We start from the raw sequence: 23,191 nt of genomic DNA, 5'->3' as shown, positions 1-23,191 counted from the left end.
GGTCCCTCCTTCTAGGACATCCCATGCCTGAAGCCCTCGACCGTCAGCTCATCGCGGTCAAGCCCATCACCGTTCCCACCACCGGCCACGGCATCGAACGCAGCCTCGATCTGCAGGTCAAGGTCACCGCACCCGCCGAGGGTCAGGACCTGCCCGTCATCGTGTTCTCCCACGGCAACGCCTGGTCCATGGACGGCTACGAACCCCTCGTCGACCGCTGGGCCGGCGCCGGGTTCGTCGTCGTCCAGCCCACCCACCTGGACTCCCGCCGCAACCGCATCGGCTTCGACGACCCCCGCTTCTCCGACATCTGGCGGGTCCGCATCGCCGACCTGCACGCCGTCCTGGACCACCTCGGCGTCGTCCTCGACCAAGTCCCCGGACTGCCTCCCCGCGTCGACGCGAGCCGCGTCGCCGTCGTCGGGCACTCCTGGGGCGGTCAAAGCACCGGCGCCCTGCTCGGAGCCCGCGTCCTGGACGCCGACGGCACCCCGGGTGAGGACTTCACCCACCCCGCCGTGAAGGCGGGCGCGCTCATCGCGACCACCGGCACCGGTGACACGCTGACCCCGTTCGCGCTGGAGCACCTGCCGTTCATGCGCCCGGGCTACTCCACCATGACCACCCCCGCCCTCATCGTCACCGGCGGCAAGGACCGGTCGGCGATGTCCACCCGCGGACCAGACTGGTTCACCGACGCCTTCCACCTCAGCCCCGCCCCCAAGCGGATGCTCACCATCACCGACGGCGAGCACACCCTCGGCGGCGTCGCCGGCGAAGCCGTTCGCGAGACCAGCGACGAGGACCCCGCCCGCGTCGCCCTCGTCGCCGACGCCGTCGCCGCCTACCTCCTCGACGCCCTCAGCGGTGACACCACCGCCTGGCGGGACCTGCAGGAGCAGGCCGCAGCGAGTTCCGGCGCCTTCAGCATCGACAGCAAGTAGCTTCCACGCGGCCGGGCTCAACCGTTCCCGCGGCGAGCCCGGCCGCGGATCTTCCTGGCCCGGCCACTGACCAACGAACGGCTGCATCCTGCACTCCTCCTGCAGCCCCACCACCCCCGCCCACACCACCGGGCCATGCTCCGTCGCCGATCAACTGCTGGGGCTGCAGAACCTGCACTTGCTCACCGTTGAGCGCCTCAACCCCGGCACCGACGCCGAGCATTCGCGCGGGCTGCTGCGCCTGACCGTTGAGACCGAACGACCCGAGGTCGTCGCCTGCCGCGACTGCGGAACCCTCGCCGCCGACCACGGCCGGCGCGAACACCGACTGGCCGACGCACCCTGCTTCGCCACACCAGTGCAACTGATCTGGCGCAAGCGACGCTGGCGCTGCCGCGAACAACGCTGCCCCACCGGCGTCTGGTCCGAGGAGCACCCCGCCCTGCCCGCGCGGGCCAAGCTCACCGCCCGTGCTGTTGAGTGGGCCGTGCAGACGCTGCGGTGGGACGACTCCACCGTCTCCGCCCTGGCCCGCCAGCTCGGCTGGGGGCACCTCCCGCTTGCGGGGGGAGGACTGGCACACCCTGATGGACGCCATCCGCACCCGAGCCCACCAGGACCTCAACGACGAACCCGCCCGCGCCGCGCGGCTGGCCGGAGTGGACACGCTCGGGGTCGATGAGCACATCTGGAAGCCGTCAGCCCGCCACCGCGACCGGGCGGTCACCTCCATCGTCGACCTGACCCGCGACCAGGACGGCCGGATCCACGCCCGCCTGCTCGACGTCACCCTCGGCCGCTCCGGGCCGGTTTACGCCGATTGGATCCGAGCCCGAACCCGCGAGTTCGTCGACGGCATCACCCACGCCTCACTCGACCCGTTCCGCGGCTACGCCAACGCCATCCGCACCGAGTTGCCCGACGACACCGTGACCGTCCTGGATGCCTTCCACGTCGTGAAGCTTGCCTCCACCGCGATGGACGAGGTCCGCCGCCGCGTCCAGCAGGCCACCTTGGGCCGGCGCGGGCACAAGAAGGACCCGCTCTACCGCATCAGGCGGCTGCTGAGCACGGCGCGGGAGAACCTCACCGACCGCGGCCGAGCCCGGCTCGAAGCCGCGCTGCAGGCCGGTGACCCCGGCTTGGAGGTGACCGTGGCCTGGCACGCCTACCAGGAGCTGCGGTCGATGTTCCACGCTTCCACCCCGGCTGCGGGGCGAGCCACCGCGAAGCGGGTGCTCGATTCCTTCTACCGCTGCCCGATCCCGGAGATCGCTCGCCTTGGGCGGACGTTGCGGTCGTGGCGGGCGGAGGTGCTGGCCTACTTCGACACCGGCGGCATCAGCAACGGCGGCACCGAAGCCATCAACCTCATCATCGAGAAGACCCGCCGCCTGGCCCACGGCTTCCGCAACTTCGGCAACTACCGCATCCGCATCCTGCTCGCCGCTGACGGCACCCGACCCTGGCGACGACAACGACGCGGGTCAGGGTGAGCTACCCCCCCGCAGATCCGAAAAGCCCGTTATGGGTCTCACCCGTCGAGCCGGGCGGCACTCACGATCTGAGCGCTGCACGCATCCATGCTCTGCCACTGCTCTACGTGGCCGCTGGCTGCGGCGTTCCGACGCTGGCTGACAAGGCCTACACCGGTGCCGGAGCCGGCATCCGCGTCCCCGTACGACGTCCTCGACGTGGGCAGGTACTGGATCGAAGCACGCGGGGGTGGAACTCCTACGTGAACTCCACCCGTGCCTTCGTCGAGCACGGCATCGCCCACCTCAAGACCCGCTGGCGGGCGCTACGCCGCGTCAGCCTCTGCCCCTGGCGCATCTCCGCAATCGTCGCCACAGCCCTCGTTCTCAGTCAATTGGAGAACCGCTACTGACAAAGGCTCATTGTCGAGCCAGACGTCCCGCAACAGGTAGTGCGGCGCGGACCAGCGCCGCCACCACAGGTGCCCGCCCGTACACGTTCAGCCGGTATCGATGCGGGCAGTACAAGACCGCCCGCCGGCCGTCGGCGTGGTGAAGGTGCGCACCACGGACCCGGCACGCCTCCACACGCTCGTCGCGTGGTGGCCTCTGATGCATCGGCGGGCTCTAGGACACCACCTGATCGTGCCAGGAGATCGTTCTCTCATGGCGCGATCGTGAGCGGCTAACCCATTCTCGACGCTGCGGATGTGTGGCGTTCCTACCTAGCCACAGGTCCGAAGGGCCACAAAGCGGCGACCGGGCTGAGCGCCTCTTGCGCGTCACGTCTCGAAGCCGCAATCCCGGCACAGCTGCCGCCCACCACCTTCCATCGACCGCGCCCGGTCCACCCCGTGGGTGCCGGCGGAGCCGCGTCTGCTGAGCAGACGCATATCTTGCTCCGCCGCGTCAGCGTCCCTACCGGCTCCACTCCGCGACGTCGAGCTCAGGCGATGCCCGCGACGACGCCGAGGACCGCACCTACGACCGCCCCTGCTGCGAGCTGCGCCGGCGTGTGCGCCGAGGTCACCAAGCGCGCCCAGCACACCGCCGGCACCAGCACGAGCATCGGCACCAGCCGCACGTCCAGCACCACGAGCAGGACGACCGAGCCGGTGACGACCATCGAGTGCATCGAGATCTTCCACCAGCGCGAGACGACGGCCGCGATGACGGCCATGAGCACCATGACGCCGAGGAAGACCAAGGAGGAGGCGGAGGCACCCAGCGCCCAGGTGACCACCCACGCCAGGACGACGAGACCGGTCACGACGGCCAGAAACCGCGGCCGGTGCCGGCGGTCGCGCAGGAACTTGTCGCCGTAGCGGCCCGAGCGGCGGCCGGCCCAGATCAGCAGCCCCGGCACGACGCCGACGAGCAGGCTCGTCACCAACCCCAGCGCGAGCCCTCGCGGCCACGGCACGGTAGTCATGGCGCCGACGACCGGCGGGACGGTCACGGCCAGGTTCCACGGCGCCAGGACGTCGTTGACCACATCGGCCAGCCGGCGGCCACGTGGCGAACGGACAGCAGCCGTGCGCTCCGGCGCGGTCACGCGCGCACCGCCTGTCCGGCCAGCCGCCGGCCACGCCGCAGCCGGCGGTACTCGGCGGCCACCGCGAGCAGGTGCGCGGTCTCATCGGCCATCGTCGAGCGGACGTCATCGGCCATGGCACCCGAATCACCCGTACGACGGCGCACGCAGTTGCGCGCATCGTCGACGAGCGCGACGAGGTCGGCGGCGTCACCCGCCACGCCGCCGGCGACCACCGGACGGCCGTGGCCACGGGCCCGCAGCAGCGACCGGCCGTCGAGGACCTCGATGACCATGCGGTAGCGGTAGAAGTCCGTGCGGCCGTTGACCAGCCGCCACGGGGCGAAGCGCCGCGACGCCAGCGCCACCTCGGGCGCCACGGCCACGACGTCCCGCCACAGCGGGTAGAGCCGGAGCATGTGGCCGGCTCGCCGGGCCTCGTCGCGCAGCCGGCGCGCCACCGCCACGAGCCCGGACGCCGACGCACCCAGCGTCAGCAGCACCGCGGCCACGGCCCCGGTGGCCAGGCAGACCTCACGGGTGACCTCGACGAAGCCGGCCGCGTCGGTGGCCATGAGGGCGACCTGGCCGGCCACCCGAGAGGCGACGTAGAGGAGACCGGTCGCGGCGGCCAGGGCGGTCAGCCGCACCCCCGCACGCGCCTCGAGGTGGGGCTGGCGGCGCAGCCCGCGCCAGCCGCGGAGGATGGCCGTGAAGCACCACGCCAGGTACAGCGAGAAGCTGCCCACGAAGAGCGCCACCGGCAGCTCGTAGCCGTGGTCGATGATGAGGTCACCGCCGTAGGGCACGGCCTGGACGACGAAGGACACGGTCATGGTGGTGGCGACCGCGAGCACGAGGGCGATGTCCAGCCCCAGCGGCAGCCGCTTCTGCCCGGGGCCGAGAGTCAGCCGGAAACCACGGAGGATGGCGAAGACCCCGAGGACGACGACGAGGCGGCCGAGCAGCACGTCGAGCTGCGGCACGTCCACCGCGTCCGCGACCCGCCCACCGATCCACGGAGTGGCCAGCAGCACCGCGACGCCGAAGGTCAGCAGAGCCAGGGCGACGGCCCGCCGCTCCCCGTTGCCGCCCGGCGCGATGTCGCGGGCGCGCAGCAGTGCGCTGAGCAGCAGGGGCACGGCGACGAGCGGGAAGAGCTGCTCCAGCATCAGGCGGCCGGGCGGGGCCCGAACGCCGCCGCGAGGACCGCGTCGGGGCCGTCCAGACCGGGCTGCGAGGCCGGCTCCGGACCGGAGAGCGTCTCCAGCAGCATCCAGGCCATGACCTCCGCCTGCCGCTCCTGCGCCGAGGTGTAGGTGGAACGACCCAGTACGGCCCGCACCGTGGAGGGGTCGATGTCGGGGAAGAACTGACGGATGAGGTTCGGGTCGACGACCTCGTCGGTGTCGTCGTGGCCGAGGACGACGTGCGCGAGCTCGTGCGCCAGCGTGTGAGCGCGCCGGACCCCGGTGGCAGCGGGCGCGATGAAGATGTGGTCACTCGCCTCGCCGGCGACCCACGCTCCGCACAGCCCGACCGCAGCCGGTGACGACTGGATCGTCAGCGGCCGCCCGCGCCGGTCCCGCACCAGGTCGACGAAGCCCTCCAGCGTCGTCCCCGGCGGGATCGCGAGCTCCTGCAGCGTCGACCGGCACTGCCGCCGGGTGGCCCACAGCCGCACACCGTCTCCTCTCGTCACGAGCGAGGAGGGTCACCGCCACCGAGGTCCGGATCCTCCGGGAGACCCTCCAGCTTCCGGACGCGGTCGACCATCTCACCGAGGGCCTGCAGGCTCTCGCGGCTCAGTCCCGACGTTCGGAGCGCGACCTTTCGTACGTCACCGTCACGCAGCAGCGCAAGCAGGGCGAGCTGGTCGTGGACGCTGTCCGTCAGCTCGTCGTCGAAGAAGAAGCCGGGCGGGACGCCGAAGAAGCCGGCCAGCGCCTCCAGGTGCCGCAGCGTCGGGTTGTCCCGCTCCCCCTTGCGCAGCAGCCACAGGTAGCTGGCGGAGATTGACGGGCCACCGCGCTCCCGGATGGCCTTGGCGACGTGCTCGTAGCTGTACTCGCCGCCCTTGGCGGGGTGCACGGTGCGGAAGAGCAGGTCGACCTTCTCGGCCAGCGTGCGGGGCCGGGATGCGGAGACGTCCGGCGCGGTCCGCGGAGTGCCGTCCTCGTCGTCCGTACCGCCACGAGGGCGTACGTCCCCCATGTGTCGTCCACTCCCTCCCACAGCCGCGCCTTGACATGTGTCCACGCTGGTCTATGGTTCAGACCAGAACGTCGACTGTTGTGGACGATCGACTCACCACGGCATCCACGGTGCCGAACCGTGGCGCTTGGTGCCCGACCTGTCCTCCCCGTCCCATCCCGTCCGCCGACACCACCCGGCTCGGGAGCACGGACGGATCGACTGTTGAGCGCGTCACGCTACCGGGAGGAGCCCCGCCGTGAGGACGATCGCCGCCGCTCTCACGGCGCTGATCTGCGGCGTCGTCCTGCTCGGCGGGGCACTCCTGGGCGATGCGCAGGACGCGCAGGCCGTCACCGGGCAGGCTCTCGACGTGGAAGCACTGCCCGAGGCGGCGCGCGACTCGCTCGGCGACCTCGAGGCCGCCCGCGACACCGCCTGCCCCGAGCTGCCCCTCGTGTGGCTGGTCGCCGAGGTCCAGGCGGAGTCGAGCTGGAACCCGCACGCCTACTCCCCCGCCGGTGCGGCCGGCCTGCTGCAGCTGATGCCTTCCACGTGGGTCGACGGCGGAGGTGGGGACGGCTGGGACGTCGCCGGCGGCCCCAGGGACGACCACCCCGTGTGGACGCCGCGCACCCACTTCGCCGTCGCGCTGCCCTGGATGTGCCGGAACCTGCGGACGATGACCGAGCACCTGCAGGCCACCGGCAAGGCCCTCAGCCCGCTGGACGCCCTGGCCGTCTGCCACATCGCCGGGTGCTTCCGCGTCACCGGCTCCGCGACCGGCATCCCCACGCCGGGCGAAGCCGGCTGCGGTGCGCAGTGCGTCCGCGAGGTCACCGACTACCTCGACGCCATCCACGGCTACGTCGAGCAGTACACCGCCGCACCGGCTCTCACCGCCGCCGGCGCGGCCGCCGCGTTCCCCGGCGGGGCGAGCGGGTGCACCGTGCCCGACCCCACCGGCACCGGCGGGTGCGTCACCCCGGCGACGGCGTGGATGCTCGCGCAGTTCCGCACCACGTTCGGCAAGCGGTCCACCTCGTGCTGGGACGCCCACGCCTGGAACCCGACGTCCGACCACCCCAAGGGCAAGGGCTGCGACATCTTCTACGGCACCCCCGGGAAGTTCCCCGGCCAGGAGGACGTCGCCCTCGGCTGGCAGGCCGCGATCTGGCTGCAGACCAACGCCGACGCCCTGCGCGTGTCCTACGTCATCTGGCAGGGCCGCATCTGGTCGCGCGCCCGGTCCGACGAGGGCTGGCGCGCCTACACCGGCGGCGGGGTCTACGACGCGCAGGACGCCACCGGCGGCCACTACGACCACATCCACGTCTCGATGGCCGAGTGAGCACAGGAGAAGGAGACCCACGATGACGCGACCGCAGTTCAACACCGACGAGATCCGCGAGCTGCCGCCCGTCGTCGACGTGCCGACCGCAGCGAAGGTCCTCGGCATCGGCCGCACCGCCGCCTACGAACTCATCCGCACCAACGCCTGGCCGACGCCGGTCGTGCGGCTCGGCAAGCTGATCCGGGTCCCGTCGGCACCGCTGCTCGAACTCGTCGGTGTCGTGCGGTGAGAAAGGGGCACGTCACCCAGCGACACGTCGCATCGTGCCCGCGCGATCAGAACGGCGAGCTGCAGCCGCACCGTTGCCGGGGACCGTGGAAGTTCACGGTGGACTTCGGTCGCCGCCCCGACGGCGGACGCCGGCAGGTGACTCGATCCGGCTTCTCGACGAAGCGCGAGGCGCAGCAGGCGCTGGACGCGGAGATCGAGAAGCAGCGAGCCGGCATCGCCTCGGACCACACCCTCACCGTGCAGCGGTTCCTGGACGACTGGCTGCGGGGCAAGCGGAACCTGCGTGACACGACGCGACGGAACTACGAGACCCACGTCCGGCGCTACCTCACCCCGGCACTGGGGCACTACCGTCTCGACGCGCTGCGCGCCGACCACATCGACACCCTTTACAACGACCTGATGAACGGCCGGTACACCGGCACCGGGACGGCGACCGTGCACCACGTGCACCGCACCTTGAGATCAGCCCTCAACACGGCGCTGAAGCGTCGACTGATCCAGTGGAACCCCGCCCTGCAGGTCGAGCTCCCTGAACACCGCCGCGCTGAGACGACCGTCTGGGAACCGCAGCAGATCGCGGGCTTCCTCGACGCCTGCAGCCACCACCGCCTGTACGCGCTCTTCCACGTCCTGACGTTCACCGGGATGCGCCGCGGTGAGGCGATCGGCACCCACTGGAAGGACGTCGACCTCGACCGCGGGCACATCACCGTCCGCTCACAGGTGATCGACGCAGGCGCCGGCCCGAAGCTGGGAGCTCCAAAGACGCACGCCGGTGCCCGCGTCGTCCCGATCGACGCCGCCACCGTCGACGTCCTGCGTGAGCACCGGGAGCGGCAGCAGCGGGAACGGCGATCCTGGGGCGACGGCTACGTCGACCACGGCCTCGTCTTCGCTCGTGACAACGGCGACCTGCTGCGCCCGGACGCCGTCACCCACCTGTTCATCGACCTGGTCCGCAAGGCCGGTGTACCCGTCATCCGGCTGCACGACCTGCGGCACACGCACGCGAGCCTCGCCCTGGCTGCCGGCATCGACGTCAAGATCGTGAGCGCCCGCCTCGGGCACTCGACGAGCGCAATCACGCGCGACCTCTACATGCACGTCGTGCCGGAGCTGGCGCGCACGGCCGCGGACACCATCGCGGCGGCCGTGGCGTACAGCCGGAAGCCCGATGTGGTCCCGATGTGGTCCCGCCAGGCCGACGAAGGCGACGAGCGGGCCCCTCCGGAAGGCAAAACCGCAGGTCAGGCAGTGAGCCGGCAAGGGGACTTGAACCCCTAACCGCCCGATTACAAGTCGGGTGCGCTACCAGTTGCGCCATGCCGGCATGCCGGCCCTCCACGGCCGGCACGGCGATCCTAGCCGCTGTCCTGCTCCGCGAGCCGGTCGTCCGGGGTCACCGACCGGGCCGGTGGCGTCAGGAGTGCTCGCGCTGCGCCTCGGCGATGCGGTGCGGCACCCGCAGCATCCGCAACGCGGTGACGAACACCAGCCCGCCGACGAGGTTGCCCAGGATCGACCAGCCCAGGCGGGGCCACCAGTCGAGGTACCCGAAGGGCGCGCCCGCGTGGATCGCCGCGAACACCAGCAGCGAGTCCAGGACGGAGTGGAAGAGCTGCCCGCCGACGAGGAGGGCGCCGATCAGGATCCCCGGCACGATCCGCACCCCGACGCTCTCGGTGGAGTGCTGCATGCGCGTCATGAGGGTGATGGCCACACCGGCGAGGACCGCGAGGCAGAAGGACTCCAGATCGATGGGGATCGTCGCGTAGTGGGTGCCGGACTCCACCACGGTGTCGTGCAGGTCGGGCAGCGCGGTCACGACCACCCAGGTGATCACCCAGCCGCCCAGGAGGTTCGTCACCAGCGTCACCGCCCACAACCGCAGCAAGGCGGCGACGGTGCCCTCGCGCGCCACGACGGCCGTGACGGGGACGAGGAAGTCCTCGGTGAACAGCTCGCTGCGCGCCAGCAGCAGCGCCACGAAACCGATGGAGAACGCCAGACCCCCCAGCAGGTGACTGCCCGTGGCGTGCAGCACCAGCAGGTACGCCAGGACGCCGGTGCCGACGTCGATGCCGCCGAGCAGCCCCGTGCTGACCATCGGCAGCAGGGGGCGCGTCAGCCGGTCGTGGCCCTCGCTGACGAGGCGGTCGAAGGCGTTCTCGACCTCCGGTTCGGGGCTGGGCGGTGCCTGCGTGGGATCGGGGGTGTCGTCGGACACGCGTGCTCCTCAGGTGCCGGTGGGGCGGCTGGCGTCCGCCCTCCGACCGCAAGTACCCGTTCGGTGGCGGGCGATGCACCTGGGCGCCCCCGGTTTGCGCGCGTCCGGAGCGGGTACGACACGAGTGCTCCAACCGGCGGGCACCACGGGCACTCTTGTGAGGAGCGACGTTGATCGATGCGCCCACCCCCGGTCCCGACCGGGCCGTCCCCCTCTCGGACAGCACCCTGCACGACCTCCCGCGCGCCGTCTCGGTCCCCGGCTACGACCGCACCGCGCTGGTCCCCTCCGTCGTCCACATCGGTGTCGGCGGTTTCCACCGGGCCCACCAGGCCGTGTACCTGGACGAGCTGGCCCGCCGCGGCCACCGCGAGTGGGGCCTGGTGGGCGTCGGGATGCACAGCCGGCAGATCGGCGAGGTGCTCCAGGCGCAGGACCGGCTCTACACGGTGGTCGAACGGGGCGCCGAGGAGGAGAGCGCCCGCGTGGTGGGGGTGCTGACCCGCTACCTGCTGGCCGCGGACGACCCCGGCGCGGTGCTGGACGTCCTGGCCGACGAGCGCACCCGCCTGGTGACGCTGACCGTCACCGGCACCGGTTACCGGATCGACCCGCACAGCGGCGAGTTCGACGCCGACGACGACGCCGTCCGCGCCGACCTGGAGCACCCCGAGCGCCCCGGCACCGTCTTCGGCCTGATCACCGGTGCCCTGGCCCGGCGCCGCGACGCCGGCACCGGCCCCTTCACCGTGCTCTCCTGCGACAACATGCAGCACAACGGGGCGGCCGCCCGCACCGCCGTGCTGTCCTTCGCCCGGCTGCGCGACGAGCGGCTGGGTGACGACCTCGCCGGCTGGATCGAGGAGAACGTCACCTTCCCCAGCTCGATGGTGGACCGCATCACCCCCACCACCACGCCCGAGGAGCGCGACGCGGTCGCCGCCGCCACCGGGGTGGACGACCGCTGGCCGGTGATCACCGAGCCGTTCACCCAGTGGGTCGTGGAGGACTCCTTCTGCGCCGGGCGCCCCCCGCTGGAGGAGGTCGGGGTCCAGTTCGTCGAGGACGTCACCCCGTACGAGACGATGAAGACCCGGCTGCTCAACGCCAGCCACTGCGCGCTCGGCTACCTCGGCCACCTCGCCGGCTACCGCACCATCGACGAGCTCATGGCCGACGACGTCTTCCGGGAGTACCTGGAGCGCCTCATGGGCGAGGAGATCGCCCCGCTGCTGCCCGAGGTGCCGGGCATCGACCTGGCGGAGTACCAGCGCTCCCTCGTGCAGCGCCTGTCCAACCCGCGGATGGGCGACCAGCTCCTGCGGCTGTGCCGGCGCGGCTCGAGCAAGATGCCGAACTACGTCTTCCCCTCGATGCGGGCCGCCCTGGAGGAGCACCGGCCCCACCAGCTCCTGGTGCTCGCGGTGGCGGGCTGGATGCGGTTCCTGCGCGGGTACGACTACGCCGGGCAGGACTTCCCGGTGGAGGGTCCGATGTCCGAGCGCCTCGTGGGCCTGGCCCGGGAGGGCGACGTGGAACCCGAGGCCCTGCTCAGCGAGAGCGCGGTGTTCGACAGCCTCTCCCGCGACGAGCACTTCGTCGCCTCCGTGGAGGTGGCGCTGCGGGCCCTGGAGGAGCAGGGACCGCGAGAGGTGATCAAGCTGTACCTGACGCTCGACGAGGAGGGGGCCGCGTGACCGCGCGTTCCACGGGATTCGACCCCGCGGGGGTCACCACGCTGCTGTGCGACGCCGACGGGACGTTGTTCCCGTCGGAGGAGCCCGCGTACGCCGCCTCCGCGGACGTGACGAACCGGTTCCTCGCGGAACTGGGCGCCGAGCGGCCGTACTCCCCCGCCGAGCTGCAGTCCATGACCAACGGGAAGAACTTCCGCGCCGCCGCGCAGGAGCTGGCCCGCGGCTACGGCCGGGACCTCGCGGCCGGCGACCTGGAGCACTGGGTCGCCGAGGAGAAGGACGTCGTCACCGCGCACCTGCGCACGGTGCTGCGCGAGGACCCCGCGGTGCGCGACCCGCTGGCCCGGTTGGCGGAGGGCTTCGCCCTCGCGGCCGTCACGTCCAGCGCCTCCTCCCGCCTGGACGCCTGCCTGGACGTCACCGGCCTGGCCGGGTTCTTCGGCGCCGGGCGCCGCTACAGCGCTGAGGACTCCCTGCCGGAGCCCACGAGCAAACCCGATCCCGCGGTGTACGTGCACGCCCTGAAGGACCTGGGGATCACCCCGGACGAAGCCGTGGCGGTGGAGGACTCCATCAACGGGGCCCTGTCCGCGGTGGCCGCGGGGGTGCGCACGATCGGCACCGTGCAGTTCGTGCCCGAGCAGGAGCGGCAGGCCCGCACCGAGGCCCTGCGCGAGGCCGGGGCGTTCGCGGTGGTGTCCTCCTGGGAAGAGGTCGAGCAGCTGCTGGCCCGCACCTGAGCACGGGCCGGGGGTCCGCACCGGCCCCCCGGCCCACCGCACCCGGTGGGGCTCAGCCCACCAGCGGCAGCTGCATCGTCGCGAAGGAGTGCGGCGGCAGCTCCACGGTGAGGGTGGAACCCTCCAGGCGGACGCCGGCGAGGGCGCGCGGCTCGACCGCCGTCTCCTGCCCGGGCACGTTGTGCGCGGTCAGGTCGACGGCGGTGAGCACCTCACCGGTGGGCTCGCCGACGGTGCGACCGCGCAGGTCCACGGTGAGGGTGACGGGCGCCTCGGTGTCCAGGTTCGTCAGCGACAGCAGGGCCACGTCGTCGCGGACGGACGCGGAGGCGGAGAAGGTGCGCAGCTGCTCACCGTCGATCTCGCGCGCGGGAGCGTCCCCGAGCAGGTGCAGCGGCAGGGTCGCCGCCCCCTGGTGGCGGCGGTTCATCCGGAACACGTGGTACGTCGGCGTCAGGACGAGGTCGGCGCCGTCGGTGAGGACCACCGCCTGCAGCACGTTGACGGTCTGGGCGATGTTCGTCATGACGAGCCGGTCGGCGAAGCGGTGGAACACGTCGAAGTGCAGGCTCGCCACGAGTGCGTCGCGCAGGGTGTTCTGCTGGTACAGGAACCCCGGGTTCGTGCCGGGCTCGACGTCGAACCAGGTGCCCCACTCGTCGCAGACGAGGCCGATGGTCTTGTCGGGGTCGTAGGCGTCCATGACGCGCGCGTGGCCGCCGAGGACGCGTTCCATGTCCTGCGCCTTGAGCATGGTGCGGTAGTAGTCGTCGGTGCCGAACTCCGTCGCCGAGCCCTTCTGCTCCCACGACGGCCCGGTCCACGTGTAGTAGTGGAAGGAGAGCGCCTGGATCGGCGAGCGCCCGTGGCGCTCGTCCATGCCTCTGCCCCCCAGGCCGCTGACGGTCTTCATCAGCGCCTCGGTCCAGGCGTAGTCGTCGTCGCTGGCGCCGGCGGCGACCCGGTACAGCCGGTTGTCCTCCTGGTCGCGGCAGTACGTGGCGAACGTGCGCGCCTGGGCGGCGAACTGCTCGGCGGTCATGTTGCCGCCGCAGCCCCACGCCTCGTTGCCGATGCCCCAGAACTTCACCTTCCAGGGCTCCTCGCGGCCGTTCTCGCGGCGCAGCCGCGCCATCGGGGAGTCCCCGCGGCGGGTGAGGTACTCCACCCACTCGCTCATCTCGCGCACGGTGCCGGAGCCGACGTTGCCGGAGATGTACGGCTCGGTGCCCAGCAGCTCGCACAGCGCCATGAACTCGTGGGTGCCGAAGTGGTTGTTCTCCTCCACGTCGCCCCAGTGGGTGTTCACCATGCGCGGCCGGTCCTCCTTGGGGCCGATGCCGTTCATCCAGTGGTACTCGTCGGCGAAGCACCCGCCGGGCCAGCGCAGGTTCGGGATGTCCAGGGCCTTCAGGGCCTCGACCACGTCCAGGCGGACGCCGGCCTCGTTCGGGATCTCGGAGTCCTCACCGACGTAGAACCCCTCGTAGATGCAGCGCCCCAGGTGCTCGGCGAAGTGGCCGTAGACGTGCGGGGAGATGACGGGGCCGGTCACGTCCAGATCGACGACGGCGCTGACGGCTGCGGACACTGTTCCTCCAACGTTGTAAGGGTCCGGCCCTACCGACGCTACCGGTGCCCGGGAAGCACGTCAGCCCCCGGGGCGTTCCCACCGGGGTGAGCACCCCCGCCGACCGCCTGTCCGTCACCCGCGACGACGCCCGCCGGCGCTGGGAGGGCCGCCTGGACGGCGAGCTCGTGGCGATCGCCGACTACGTCCCGCGGCGGGACGAGCGCGGCGAGGTGCTGGCGCTGGTGCACACCGAGGTGGTGCCCGAGCACCAGGACGAGGGGCTGGCGAGCGCGCTGGTGGACGCGGTGCTGGAGGACGTGCGCGAGCGCGGCCTCCGCGTGGTGCCCGCGTGCTCGTTCGTGCAGCTGCACGTGCGGCGACACCCGGAGCGGTACGCGGACCTCCTCTGAACCCCTCGGGCACGGCAGGATGGGTCCCGTGCCGCAGGAGCCCGAACCCGCCCCCACCGTCGAGCGCACCGTCCGGCGCCGCGCCCGGCGGGCCACGGCCCCCGGCGTGGTGACCCTGCACGACGTCGCCACCGCCGCGGGGGTGTCCCTGGCGACCGCGTCCCGGGTGCTCAACGGCAGCAGCCGGGTGGTCGGCGAGCCGCTGCGCGAGAAGGTCCTCGCCGCGGCGGCCCGGCTGGACTACTCCCCCAACGCCCAGGCGCAGGCCATGGCGCGGGGCCGCTCGAACATCGTGGGCCTGGTCGTGCACGACATCGCCGACCCGTACTTCTCCACGATCGCGGCCGGTGTCATGCAGCGGGCCGCCGCCTCGGACGTCATCGTGACGCTGGCCGTGACCGGTTCGTCGCCGGACACGGAGGTGACGCACGTGGCGGCGCTGCGCCGGCAGCGGGTGCGGGCGCTGCTGCTGGCCGGCAGCCGCTGGCAGGACGAGGAGGCGACGGCGGCGCTGCGCGACGAGCTGAACGCCTTCCGCGCCGGCGGTGGCCGGGTCGCCGCGATCAGCCAGGACGTGCTGGGCGTGGACACCGTGCTCATCGACAACCACCGGGCGGCCCGCCGCCTCGCCGAGGAGCTGGTCGGGCTGGGCTACCGGGAGTTCGTGCTGCTGGGCGGCCCGCGGGGCGTGGCCACGGCCGTGGACCGGGCCTCCGGCTTCCGCGCGGCCCTGACCGAGCGCGGCCACCCGCCGGTGCTGGACCTGGAGTGCGCGTTCACCCGCGACGGCGCCCACGGCGCGCTCGGCGAGGTGCTGGCCCGCGGGTTGCCGGCGTCGGGCGGGCGGCCGCCGTGCGTGCTGGCCGCCAACGACGTGATGGCGGTGGGTGCCATGGCGGCGGTGCGGGAGGCGGGGCTGGACGTGCCGCGGGACGTGGCGGTGGCCGGGTTCGACGACATCCCCACGCTGCGCGACGTCAGCCCGTCGCTGACGACGGTTCGCCTGCCGCTGGCCGAGATCGGCGGCCACGCCTTCGACCTGGTGGACGAGACGGCGCCGCAGCGGCGGGTGGAGCACGTCACCGGCCGGGTGCTGGTGCGCGAGAGCACCCCGCCGCTGCGGTGAGCGGGCCCCGCCGGGAGGCGGGGCGGGCCGCCCGCGAGGGGCCTACTGCAAGCGGTCGAACGGCGACTGCGCCAGCGGCCGCCAGTCCGGGGTGTCGCCCTGCAGGACCATGACGGTCGCGGCCAGCGCGACGAGCAGCAGCACGCCGATCGCCACCCCCGTCTCGCGCTCACCGCGCAGCACCGAGCGCACGGCGGTGCGCGCACCGCGCTGCAGCGACCGGCTGCCCGGGCCGAACCACGCGACGAGCGTGCCCGCCAGGCCGCCGAGCGCCAGCAGCCTCGGCGCCCCCGGGTCCGCGCCCAGCGGCCAGCCCGCCACCGTGCCGCCGATGAAGACGACGCTCACGCCGACCAGCAGCGGGACGATCGAGGCGAAGGCGGTGGACACCGCGGCGCGCAGCACGTGCCACGGCGTCGCGGCCGTCACCGCCAGGGCGTCCGTGGAGCGCGGCCCCGCCTCCCAGCGCCGGCGGAACAGGGCCGAGGACGCGCGGTCCACCGTGCGCGCCACGACACCGCCGGCGAACGCGAGGACCACGCCGGCCGTCGGCGCCACCGCGAACACCCCGACGAGGGCGAGCAGCCCGGCGAACAGCGTCCAGGTGCGCTGCGGGCGCGCCGGCTGGCCGTTCGTGCCCAGCCGCGGCGCGCGGGGGTCCTGCTGAGCGGGGCGGCCCGCGCCCGGCCGCGGGGCGAACGGCGCCGGCGGGGCCGGGCGGCCCGCCGGCGGGGGGACGCTCCCGGGACCGGGCACGCGCGGGATCCAGCCGGGCGGCGCCTGCCGCCCGGCCGGTCGCCCGGGCGCTCGCGGCACCGGGGTGGTGGGCGGGGCCACCGGCGGCAGCACGCGCGTGGAGTCCGCGGGCTCGGGGGCCGGCACGGGCGGCACGGGCGGCAGCACCGTCGTCTCCCCCGCCGGGGCGTCCGGCCCGATGAGCGAGGAGAAGCGCGAGGGCCGCTCGGTGCGGCCCGGCCCGGCAGCCGGCACCGCCGTGGTCGCCGCGCCCGCCGCCGTCGCCCCGGGCTGCGGGCCGGTGGTGGCGCCGTCCAGCGCGCGCAGCAGCTGCTCGGGGTGCGGGCGGTGCACGGGGTTGACCGCCAGGGCGGCCAGCAGCGGCCCGCGCAGGTCGGCGGGCACCCCCGCCAGGTCCACGTCGGCGCGCCGCACCCGGTCCAGGACGACCTCCATGGGGCCGGTGCCGAACGGCGGCCGCCCGCTGGCGGCGTAGGCGACGGTGGCGGCCCACCCCCACCAGTCGGTCGCGGTGGACACGCGCCCGCCCGCGACGACCTCCGGGGACAGGTACCCGGGCGTGCCCATGACCAGCCCCGTGGAGGTCAGCCGGACGTCGTCGGCCACGTGCGCGATGCCGAAGTCGATGACGACGGGGGCACCGTCGAGCAGCAGCACGTTGCTGGGCTTGAGGTCGCGGTGCACCACGCCGGCCGCGTGGATGGCCTCCAGCGCCTCGGCCAGGCCGTGGCCCAGGTCGCGCAGGCGGCCGCCGCGCAGCGGGCCGCGGGAGGAGACCACCGCCTCCAGCGACGGGCCCGGCACGTACCGCGTCACCAGGTGCGGCCACGGGGAGTCCACGTCGGCGCTGATGACCTCGGCCACGCGCGGGGAGCGCACCCGCTCCAGGCTCTGCACCTCCCGCGCCAGCCGCGCCCGGGCGTCCGGGTCCGCCGCGATGTGCGGCTTGAGCACCTTCAGCGCGACGGCGCGGTGCTCGTCGTCCAGGGCCAGCCACACCACGCCCATGCCGCCCTCGCCGACCACCCGGTCCAGGCGGTAGCCGCCGAGGCGGTCGCCGGGCGCCGGCGCGTGCGCGGCGGGCCGCCAGCCGGTCGCCGGGGTGCGCGGGTCGGCCCCGGGCGCCGCCCCGGGGAACCGGCCGTCGAGGTGCGGCGCCGGGCGGTCCCACCGGTGGTCCTCGAGGGCCTCCCGCGGGCGCGCCGGCGCCTCGTCCGGGGTGCGCGGGAAGGGGGTGACCACGCCCCCCACGGTACGGCAGCGGGCCCGCCGCGCCGAGGTGCGCGCACGGGTCGGGACGCCCGCGCCCGCCCGGGCGGGCGCGGCACCGGCACGAGCGCGCACGGGTCGTGGAGGGGGCGTGCGCGGGACGTGGGCGAGACGTGGACGGGCCGTGGACGGGCCGTGGACGGGCCGTGGACGGGTCCGTGCGTGACCTTGCGGGTAGGGTCGGCGGCAGCGACCCCGAGGAGGACCATCCCCCATGTCCGGAGACTACGACCTCGTGGTGGTGGCCAACCGGCTCCCCGTGGACCGCGTCGAGGAACCCGACGGCTCGACGTCCTGGCGGCGCAGCCCCGGCGGCCTCGTGACCGCGCTGGAGCCCGTCATGAAGCGCGAGGACGGCGCCTGGGTCGGCTGGGCCGGCACCTCCGGCGACGCGCCCGAGCCCTTCGACGCCGAAGGCGTGCGCTGCGTGCCGATCCCCCTGTCGGAGGAGGAGGTCGAGCACTACTACGAGGGCTTCTCCAACGGCACCCTGTGGCCGCTCTACCACGACGTGATCGTCGCGCCCGGCTACCACCGCAGCTGGTGGGACGCGTACGTGAAGGTCAACGAGCGCTTCGCCGAGGCCGCGGCCGGGCAGGCCGCGCAGGGCGCGACGGTGTGGGTGCAGGACTACCAGCTGCAGCTGGTGCCGCGGATGCTGCGCGAGCGCCGCCCGGACCTGCAGATCGGGTTCTTCAACCACATCCCGTTCCCGCCGTTCGAGATCTTCGCGCAGCTGCCCTGGCGCAAGGCGATCATCGACGGGCTGCTCGGCGCGGACCTGGTGGGCTTCCAGCGGGCCGCGGACGCCAGCAACTTCGCGCGCGCCTGCCGTCGCGCCAGCAACCTGCCGGCGCGCGCCGGCCGCATCCGCCTGGACGCGGAGGGCGGCCGGGAGGTGCGGGCGGCGTCCTTCCCCATCTCCATCGACTTCCAGGCGCTGGACGAGCTCGCGCAGCGCGAGGACGTCAAGGCGCGCGCCGCGGAGATCCGCCGCGACCTGGGCGACCCCGAGCACCTGCTGCTGGGGATCGACCGCCTCGACTACACCAAGGGCATCCTGCACCGGCTGAAGGCGTTCGAGGAGCTGCTGGCGGACAAGCGCGTGGACTCCGGCGAGGTCTCGCTGGTGCAGGTCGCCACGCCCAGCCGCGAGCGCGTGGAGCAGTACGTGCAGCTGCGCCAGGACGTGGAGGTCGCGGTCGGGCGCATCAGCGGGGCGCACTCCACGATCGCCCACACCGCCGTGCACTACCTGCACCACTCCTACGGGCGCGAGGAGATGGCCGCGCTGTACCTGGCGGCCGACGTGATGCTGGTGACCGCGCTGCGCGACGGGATGAACCTGGTCGCGAAGGAGTACGTGGCCTCCCGCCACGACGAGCGCGGCGTGCTCGTGCTCAGCGAGTTCACCGGTGCCGCCGACGAGCTGGGCGGGCAGGCGCTGATGGTGAACCCGCACGACATCGACGGGCTGAAGGAGACGGTGCTGCGGGCGCTGCGGATGCCCCGGCGGGAGGCGGCGCGCCGGATGCGTGCGATGCGCCGCCGCGTGGGCGACCACGACGTGCAGCGCTGGGCGGCCTCGTTCCTGGAGGCGCTGGCGGAGCACGCCCCCGACCCGCGCGGCACCGCGGCGGAGGTCGCGGCCAGCGCGGAGGCGTCGGCGTGAGCGGGCCCGGCACCGAGCTGGACGCCGGGCTGGCCGGCGCGCTGGAGGTGTTCGCGGGCCGCGGTCGGGTGCTGGTGGCGCTGGACTTCGACGGTGTGCTGGCCCCCATCGTCGACGAGCCGTCGGCGGCCAGGGCGCTGCCGGAGGCGTCGGCGGCGCTGGCCCGCCTGGTCGCGACCACGGACGTGGCACTGGTGTCCGGCCGGGCGCTGGACGACCTGCGCGCCTGCGCGCAGCCGCCGGACGGCGTGCTGCTGGTCGGCGGGCACGGCACCCAGTCGTCCCTGGACGGCGACGCGCCGCCGCTGCCGCCGGAGCGGGCGGAGCTGCTGGCCCGCCTGGTCGAGGAGCTGGACGCGCTGGCGGCCGGCCGCGAGGGGGTTCACGTGGAGCGCAAGCCGATGTCGGCGGTGCTGCACACCCGCCGCGCCGCGCGCGACGTGGCCGCGGAGGTCACCGAGCGGGCGCTGGCCGGGCCGGGGGCGCTGCCGGGGGTGCACGCCCTGCGCGGCAAGGAGGTCGTGGAGCTGGGCGCCGTGGAGCTGGGCAAGGGCGCCGGGGTGCGGCGGCTGCGCGAACGCCTCTCGGCCGAGGGGGCGCCCGTGGAGGCGGTGCTGTTCGCGGGCGACGACGTCACGGACGAGGACGCCTTCGCGGTGCTCTCCCCCGGCGACGGCGACGTGACGGTGAAGGTCGGCGACGGCGACACCGCGGCGGCTCAGCGGGTGGGCTCGCCGCAGGACGTGGCGGTGCTGCTGGCGCGGCTGGCGGACCTGCGCGCTCGCTGAGCCCCGCGCCCGCCCCCGGTGGGCTCAGCGGACGGTGAGGGCCGCTGCCCGGTCCCGCTGCCGACGCACCCACCAGCGCCCGAAGGGGTCGGCGTAGCGGGCCAGCACCGGCCCGATCACGGCCATCGACAGCACGTACGCGGCGGCCAGCGCCGCCAGCTGCGGGTCCAGGCCACCGGCCGTGGCGAGGCCGGCGATGACGATGGAGAACTCCCCGCGGGGGATGAGCGCGGCGCCGGCGCGGATGCGGCCGGGCACCGCGATGCCGATGCGGCGTGCCGCGACCCAGCCGGTGACGAGCTTGGTGGCCACGCCGAGCACGACGAGGGCGAGCGCGGGCAGCAGCACCGGCGGCAGGCTCGTGGGGTTCGTCGTCAGCCCGAAGGAGACGAAGAAGACCGCGGCGAACAGGTCGCGCAGCGGTTCCAGCGAGCGGTGCGCCTCCTCCTCCAGGTCGCTGGACAGGCTGATGCCCAGCAGGAACGCGCCGACGGCGGCGGACACGTGCAGGGCCTCGGCGATCCCGGCGACCAGCAGCGCCAGGCCCAGCACGCGCAGCAGCGTGACCTCGGCGGTGCCGGCGGAGACGAAGCGCGAGACGTACGAGCCCCACCGCAGCGCCACGAACAGCGCCACGACCAGGCAGGCCAGGGCGATGAGCACCGAACCGGTGGCCTGCCACACGCCCGAGGCGGCGAGCACGGCGGTGAGGATCGGCAGGTACACGGCCATGCCGAGGTCCTCCAGCACGAGGATCCCCAGGACGCTGGGGGTCTCCCGGTTGCCCAGGCGGCCGGTGTCGGCCAGCACCTTGGCGACGATGCCGGAGGAGCTGACGGCGGTGATGCCGAACATCGCCAGCGCACCGACTGGCCCGTAGCCCAGCAGCAGGCCGGCCGCGGCACCGGGCAGGCCGTTGAGGAAGAGGTCCAGGACCCCGACCGGCGCCTGCCGCTTGAGGTTGCCCAGCAGGTCCCCCGCGGAGTACTCCAGCCCCAGCAGCAGCAGGAGCATGACCACGCCGATCTGCGACGCCGCCTCCAGGAAGCCCTCGGGGGCGTTCAGGGGGAGGACGCCGCCGGCGCCGAAGGCCAGGCCCGCCAGCAGGTACAGCGGGACGGGTGAGATGCCGAGGCGACCGGCGAGGCGCCCGACGATGCCGAGGCCGACGATGATCGCGCCGAGCTCGATGAGCAGGGCCGCGGCGTGCACTTGCCGACCAGCCTCCCCGTGTCCCGTGGGCCCGCCGGCCCGCTCCGTCCCGTGGTGGACTCAGCCGCGGGCGAGCACCTCGGCGGTAGCGCGCACGCCCTCCTGGGTGCCGACGACCACGATCTTGTCACCCGCGCGGAACCGCTGGGACGGCGCCGGGGACGGGATCAGCTCGCCGTCGCGCACGAGGGCGACGACGGAGGCGCCGGTGCGGGTGCGGATGGCGGCGTCGGCCAGCGTCCTGCCGTCGTAGGGCGAGCCGGGCTCGACGTAGACGCCCTCGGTGGCCAGGCCGTCGATCTGCTCGCGCAGGCGGGCGAGGCGCTCGACGACGCGCTGCTGGCCGAGCAGCTCGGCGAGCACCTCGGCCTCGTCGGGCTCCAGGTCCACGACGGAGTGGCAGGCGTCGGGGTCGTCCTGCGAGTAGACGAGCAGCTCGCGCTCCCCGCCGCGCGTCGAGATGACGCCGACGCGCCGGCCGCGCGAGGTGGTGAAGTCGTGCCGCAGCCCCACGCCGGGCAGCTTGGTCTCTTCCAGGTCCACGGTAGGGAGTGTCCTCCAGGGCGAGGGGAGCCCGTGACAGGGGCACCGGCTGTCCCCCGGACGCCGCAGCGTCCACCGTGCTCAACGCGGGGAGGTTCCCGCCGCATCCCGTCCCGCGCGCACCACCGGCCACTCGGGTGTGGTGCTGGTCACAGTCCTTGCCGGGCGGTGGTTCGTGGGGCAGTATCCGAGGCACCGCGACGCCGCGACCACGCAGGCGACGACGCCGCGGGGGTCGGAGTCGCGGGTGACTCCACGGGCCGTCGGCCCGGCGAAGCTCCCGCCGCACCGGTCACAACTCCACACCGCCCGGGAGCAGCAGCGACCGGGTCCGTTCCACTACGGATCGTCCGGCACGTACCTGCCGGTGGAAGGACTGATGACGATGGCCACGGTCACGTTCGACAAGGCGACCCGCATCTACCCCGGCGGCGACAGGCCCGCCGTGGACGCGCTGGACCTGCACGTCGAGGACGGCGAGTTCCTCGTGCTGGTCGGCCCCTCCGGCTGCGGCAAGTCCACCTCGCTGCGCATGCTCGCCGGCCTGGAGGACGTCAACGGCGGACGCATCCTCATCGGCGACCGCGACGTCACCACGGTCCCCCCCAAGGACCGCGACATCGCGATGGTGTTCCAGAACTACGCGCTGTACCCGCACATGACGGTCGCCGACAACATGGGCTTCGCCCTGAAGATCGCCGGCACCCCCAAGGACGAGATCAAGCGCCGCGTGCAGGAAGCGGCCAAGATCCTCGACCTCGAGGCGTACCTGAGCCGCAAGCCCAAGGCCCTCTCCGGCGGCCAGCGCCAGCGCGTGGCCATGGGCCGCGCCATCGTGCGCCAGCCGCAGGTCTTCCTCATGGACGAGCCGCTGTCGAACCTGGACGCCAAGCTGCGCGTGCAGACCCGCACCCAGATCGCCTCCCTGCAGCGCCGCCTGGCCGTCACCACCGTCTACGTCACCCACGACCAGGTCGAGGCCATGACGATGGGCGACCGCGTCGCGGTCCTCAAGGACGGCGTGCTGCAGCAGGTCGACACCCCCCGGCGCATGTACGACCACCCCAACAACGTCTTCGTCGCCGGGTTCATCGGCTCCCCGGCCATGAACCTGCTCAGCTTGGACGTCACCGACGGCGGCGTGCGCCTGGGCGACTCGGTGTGGCCGGTGGAGCGCGCCTCCCTCGCCGCCACGGGCGACAAGCTCACCCTGGGCGTGCGCCCGGAGGACCTGGAGCTGTCCGACCGCGGTCTGCCGGTGCACGTGGACGTCGTCGAGGAGCTCGGCGCCGACGCGTACATCTACGGCTCCCTGGCCCAGCCCGGCCAGGAGGACCACCAGGTCATCGCCCGCGTCGACGGCCGTCGCCCCCCGCAGAAGGGCTCCACGGTGCACTTCACCCCCAAGCAGGGTCACGTGCACCTGTTCGACCAGCACTCCGGC

General features: G+C 73.5%; 23 protein-coding genes, 1 tRNA gene and 1 pseudogene. 15 read left to right on the top strand and 10 right to left on the bottom strand.

Going from position 1 to position 23,191, the window contains the following annotated elements:
* Positions 1 to 23: 23 nt before the first annotated feature.
* The 4 genes from MN205_RS06240 (at position 24) to MN205_RS06230 (ending at position 2,832) form a co-directional block, all read left to right on the top strand.
* The gene (locus tag MN205_RS06240) at positions 24 to 944 is read left to right on the top strand and encodes an alpha/beta fold hydrolase (protein ID WP_242125375.1); all 921 of its coding nucleotides are present in this window, start codon (positions 24 to 26) and stop codon (positions 942 to 944) included.
* Between the two features lie 178 nt (positions 945 to 1,122).
* Complete coding sequence (locus MN205_RS22295) at positions 1,123 to 1,626, top strand: transposase family protein (RefSeq protein ID WP_374115857.1); 504 nt, start codon at positions 1,123 to 1,125, stop codon at positions 1,624 to 1,626.
* Positions 1,532 to 2,440: an ISL3 family transposase gene (locus MN205_RS06235; protein ID WP_242125373.1), complete on the top strand. Its 909-nt coding sequence runs from the start codon at positions 1,532 to 1,534 to the stop codon at positions 2,438 to 2,440. The genes MN205_RS22295 and MN205_RS06235 overlap by 95 nt, the downstream gene beginning before the upstream one ends.
* The gene (locus MN205_RS06230; protein ID WP_242125371.1) at positions 2,437 to 2,832 is read left to right on the top strand and encodes a transposase family protein; all 396 of its coding nucleotides are present in this window, start codon (positions 2,437 to 2,439) and stop codon (positions 2,830 to 2,832) included. Before MN205_RS06235 ends, MN205_RS06230 begins: the two co-directional genes overlap by 4 nt.
* 533 nt (positions 2,833 to 3,365) lie before the next feature.
* On the opposite strand, the gene MN205_RS06225 is transcribed toward MN205_RS06230, so the two are convergent.
* The 4 genes from MN205_RS06225 to MN205_RS06210 are packed head-to-tail and all read right to left on the bottom strand — an operon-like array spanning position 3,366 to position 6,167.
* Complete coding sequence (locus MN205_RS06225; protein ID WP_242125369.1) at positions 3,366 to 3,914, bottom strand: hypothetical protein; 549 nt, start codon at positions 3,912 to 3,914, stop codon at positions 3,366 to 3,368.
* 56 nt (positions 3,915 to 3,970) lie between these two features.
* Positions 3,971 to 5,125 carry an MAB_1171c family putative transporter gene (locus MN205_RS06220; RefSeq protein ID WP_242125366.1) on the bottom strand — a complete coding sequence of 385 codons (1,155 nt, stop codon included), beginning with the start codon at positions 5,123 to 5,125 and terminating at the stop codon, positions 3,971 to 3,973.
* On the bottom strand, positions 5,125 to 5,655 hold the full coding sequence (locus MN205_RS06215) for an ImmA/IrrE family metallo-endopeptidase (RefSeq protein WP_242125364.1): 531 nt from the start codon (positions 5,653 to 5,655) through the stop codon (positions 5,125 to 5,127). Before MN205_RS06215 ends, MN205_RS06220 begins: the two co-directional genes overlap by 1 nt.
* Entirely contained in the window at positions 5,652 to 6,167 is a 516-nt protein-coding gene (locus MN205_RS06210) for a hypothetical protein (RefSeq protein ID WP_242125362.1), read from the bottom strand. Before MN205_RS06210 ends, MN205_RS06215 begins: the two co-directional genes overlap by 4 nt.
* Positions 6,168 to 6,405: 238 nt before the next feature.
* On the opposite strand from MN205_RS06210, the gene MN205_RS06205 reads away from it, so the two are divergent.
* The 4 genes and pseudogenes from MN205_RS06205 (at position 6,406) to MN205_RS06195 (ending at position 9,018) form a co-directional block, all read left to right on the top strand.
* Complete coding sequence (locus MN205_RS06205; protein WP_242125358.1) at positions 6,406 to 7,497, top strand: transglycosylase SLT domain-containing protein; 1,092 nt, start codon at positions 6,406 to 6,408, stop codon at positions 7,495 to 7,497.
* Positions 7,498 to 7,519: 22 nt separating this feature from the next.
* Positions 7,520 to 7,729, top strand: a complete 210-nt coding sequence (locus tag MN205_RS06200; RefSeq protein WP_242125356.1) for a helix-turn-helix domain-containing protein — start codon at positions 7,520 to 7,522, stop codon at positions 7,727 to 7,729.
* A pseudogene (locus MN205_RS22290) lies at positions 7,726 to 7,917 on the top strand (Arm DNA-binding domain-containing protein); the annotation flags it as partial. The gene MN205_RS06200 and the pseudogene MN205_RS22290, both read left to right, overlap by 4 nt.
* A gap of 51 nt (positions 7,918 to 7,968) precedes the next feature.
* Entirely contained in the window at positions 7,969 to 9,018 is a 1,050-nt protein-coding gene (locus tag MN205_RS06195; RefSeq protein WP_242125355.1) for a site-specific integrase, read from the top strand.
* On the opposite strand, the gene MN205_RS06190 is transcribed toward MN205_RS06195, so the two are convergent.
* Together MN205_RS06190 and MN205_RS06185 are read right to left on the bottom strand one after the other, a co-directional pair.
* Positions 8,992 to 9,064 (bottom strand) — tRNA-Thr (locus MN205_RS06190). The genes MN205_RS06195 and MN205_RS06190 overlap by 27 nt on opposite strands.
* Positions 9,065 to 9,154: 90 nt before the next feature.
* Complete coding sequence (locus MN205_RS06185) at positions 9,155 to 9,961, bottom strand: formate/nitrite transporter family protein (RefSeq protein ID WP_242125352.1); 807 nt, start codon at positions 9,959 to 9,961, stop codon at positions 9,155 to 9,157.
* 170 nt (positions 9,962 to 10,131) lie between these two features.
* Here MN205_RS06185 and MN205_RS06180 point away from each other — a divergent pair, with 170 nt between their 5' ends.
* Together MN205_RS06180 and MN205_RS06175 are read left to right on the top strand one after the other, a co-directional pair.
* Positions 10,132 to 11,658 carry a mannitol dehydrogenase family protein gene (locus MN205_RS06180; RefSeq protein WP_242125350.1) on the top strand — a complete coding sequence of 509 codons (1,527 nt, stop codon included), beginning with the start codon at positions 10,132 to 10,134 and terminating at the stop codon, positions 11,656 to 11,658.
* On the top strand, positions 11,655 to 12,398 hold the full coding sequence (locus tag MN205_RS06175) for an HAD family phosphatase (RefSeq protein ID WP_242125347.1): 744 nt from the start codon (positions 11,655 to 11,657) through the stop codon (positions 12,396 to 12,398). The genes MN205_RS06180 and MN205_RS06175 overlap by 4 nt, the downstream gene beginning before the upstream one ends.
* A gap of 52 nt (positions 12,399 to 12,450) precedes the next feature.
* Here MN205_RS06175 and MN205_RS06170 read toward each other — a convergent pair whose 3' ends face one another.
* Positions 12,451 to 13,989: an alpha-N-arabinofuranosidase gene (locus tag MN205_RS06170; RefSeq protein ID WP_242125346.1), complete on the bottom strand. Its 1,539-nt coding sequence runs from the start codon at positions 13,987 to 13,989 to the stop codon at positions 12,451 to 12,453.
* A 44-nt stretch (positions 13,990 to 14,033) separates the two neighbouring features.
* Between MN205_RS06170 and MN205_RS06165 the strand changes: the two genes are divergently transcribed.
* Together MN205_RS06165 and MN205_RS06160 are read left to right on the top strand one after the other, a co-directional pair.
* Positions 14,034 to 14,381, top strand: coding sequence for a GNAT family N-acetyltransferase (locus tag MN205_RS06165; protein ID WP_242125343.1), 348 nt, complete (start codon positions 14,034 to 14,036; stop codon positions 14,379 to 14,381).
* A gap of 28 nt (positions 14,382 to 14,409) precedes the next feature.
* A complete protein-coding gene (locus tag MN205_RS06160; protein WP_242125341.1) occupies positions 14,410 to 15,507 on the top strand; it encodes a LacI family DNA-binding transcriptional regulator in 1,098 nt (365 codons plus the stop codon).
* A gap of 42 nt (positions 15,508 to 15,549) precedes the next feature.
* Here MN205_RS06160 and MN205_RS06155 read toward each other — a convergent pair whose 3' ends face one another.
* On the bottom strand, positions 15,550 to 17,505 hold the full coding sequence (locus MN205_RS06155) for a serine/threonine-protein kinase (RefSeq protein WP_242125339.1): 1,956 nt from the start codon (positions 17,503 to 17,505) through the stop codon (positions 15,550 to 15,552).
* A gap of 241 nt (positions 17,506 to 17,746) precedes the next feature.
* On the opposite strand from MN205_RS06155, the gene MN205_RS06150 reads away from it, so the two are divergent.
* On the top strand, positions 17,747 to 19,204 hold the full coding sequence (locus MN205_RS06150) for a trehalose-6-phosphate synthase (RefSeq protein ID WP_242125337.1): 1,458 nt from the start codon (positions 17,747 to 17,749) through the stop codon (positions 19,202 to 19,204).
* The gene (gene otsB, locus MN205_RS06145; RefSeq protein ID WP_242125335.1) at positions 19,201 to 19,992 is read left to right on the top strand and encodes a trehalose-phosphatase; all 792 of its coding nucleotides are present in this window, start codon (positions 19,201 to 19,203) and stop codon (positions 19,990 to 19,992) included. The genes MN205_RS06150 and otsB overlap by 4 nt, the downstream gene beginning before the upstream one ends.
* Before the next feature lie 24 nt (positions 19,993 to 20,016).
* Here the strand turns inward: otsB and MN205_RS06140 are convergent, their stop codons facing one another.
* The gene (locus tag MN205_RS06140; protein WP_242125333.1) at positions 20,017 to 21,204 is read right to left on the bottom strand and encodes a cation:proton antiporter; all 1,188 of its coding nucleotides are present in this window, start codon (positions 21,202 to 21,204) and stop codon (positions 20,017 to 20,019) included.
* Between the two features lie 60 nt (positions 21,205 to 21,264).
* A complete protein-coding gene (locus MN205_RS06135) occupies positions 21,265 to 21,747 on the bottom strand; it encodes a cation:proton antiporter regulatory subunit (RefSeq protein ID WP_242125331.1) in 483 nt (160 codons plus the stop codon).
* Positions 21,748 to 22,132: 385 nt separating this feature from the next.
* Between MN205_RS06135 and MN205_RS06130 the strand changes: the two genes are divergently transcribed.
* Positions 22,133 to 23,191 (top strand): sn-glycerol-3-phosphate ABC transporter ATP-binding protein UgpC (locus tag MN205_RS06130; protein WP_242125580.1); only part of this gene is annotated, 1,059 nt, incomplete at its 3' end.

The organism is Kineococcus sp. TRM81007, from assembly GCF_022669155.1.
Taxonomy (GTDB): domain Bacteria; phylum Actinomycetota; class Actinomycetes; order Actinomycetales; family Kineococcaceae; genus Kineococcus.
This window is presented reverse-complemented; position numbering and strand designations above follow the sequence as displayed.

Coding starts and splice junctions, on each gene's coding strand:
- MN205_RS06220 (WP_242125366.1), bottom strand. CDS start 5,125: ATGCTGGAGCAGCTCTTCCCGCTCGTCGCCGTGCCCCTGCTGCTCAGC.
- MN205_RS06150 (WP_242125337.1), top strand. CDS start 17,747: ATGTCCGGAGACTACGACCTCGTGGTGGTGGCCAACCGGCTCCCCGTG.
- MN205_RS06200 (WP_242125356.1), top strand. CDS start 7,520: ATGACGCGACCGCAGTTCAACACCGACGAGATCCGCGAGCTGCCGCCC.
- MN205_RS06235 (WP_242125373.1), top strand. CDS start 1,532: ATGGACGCCATCCGCACCCGAGCCCACCAGGACCTCAACGACGAACCC.
- MN205_RS06240 (WP_242125375.1), top strand. CDS start 24: ATGCCTGAAGCCCTCGACCGTCAGCTCATCGCGGTCAAGCCCATCACC.
- MN205_RS06210 (WP_242125362.1), bottom strand. CDS start 6,167: ATGGGGGACGTACGCCCTCGTGGCGGTACGGACGACGAGGACGGCACT.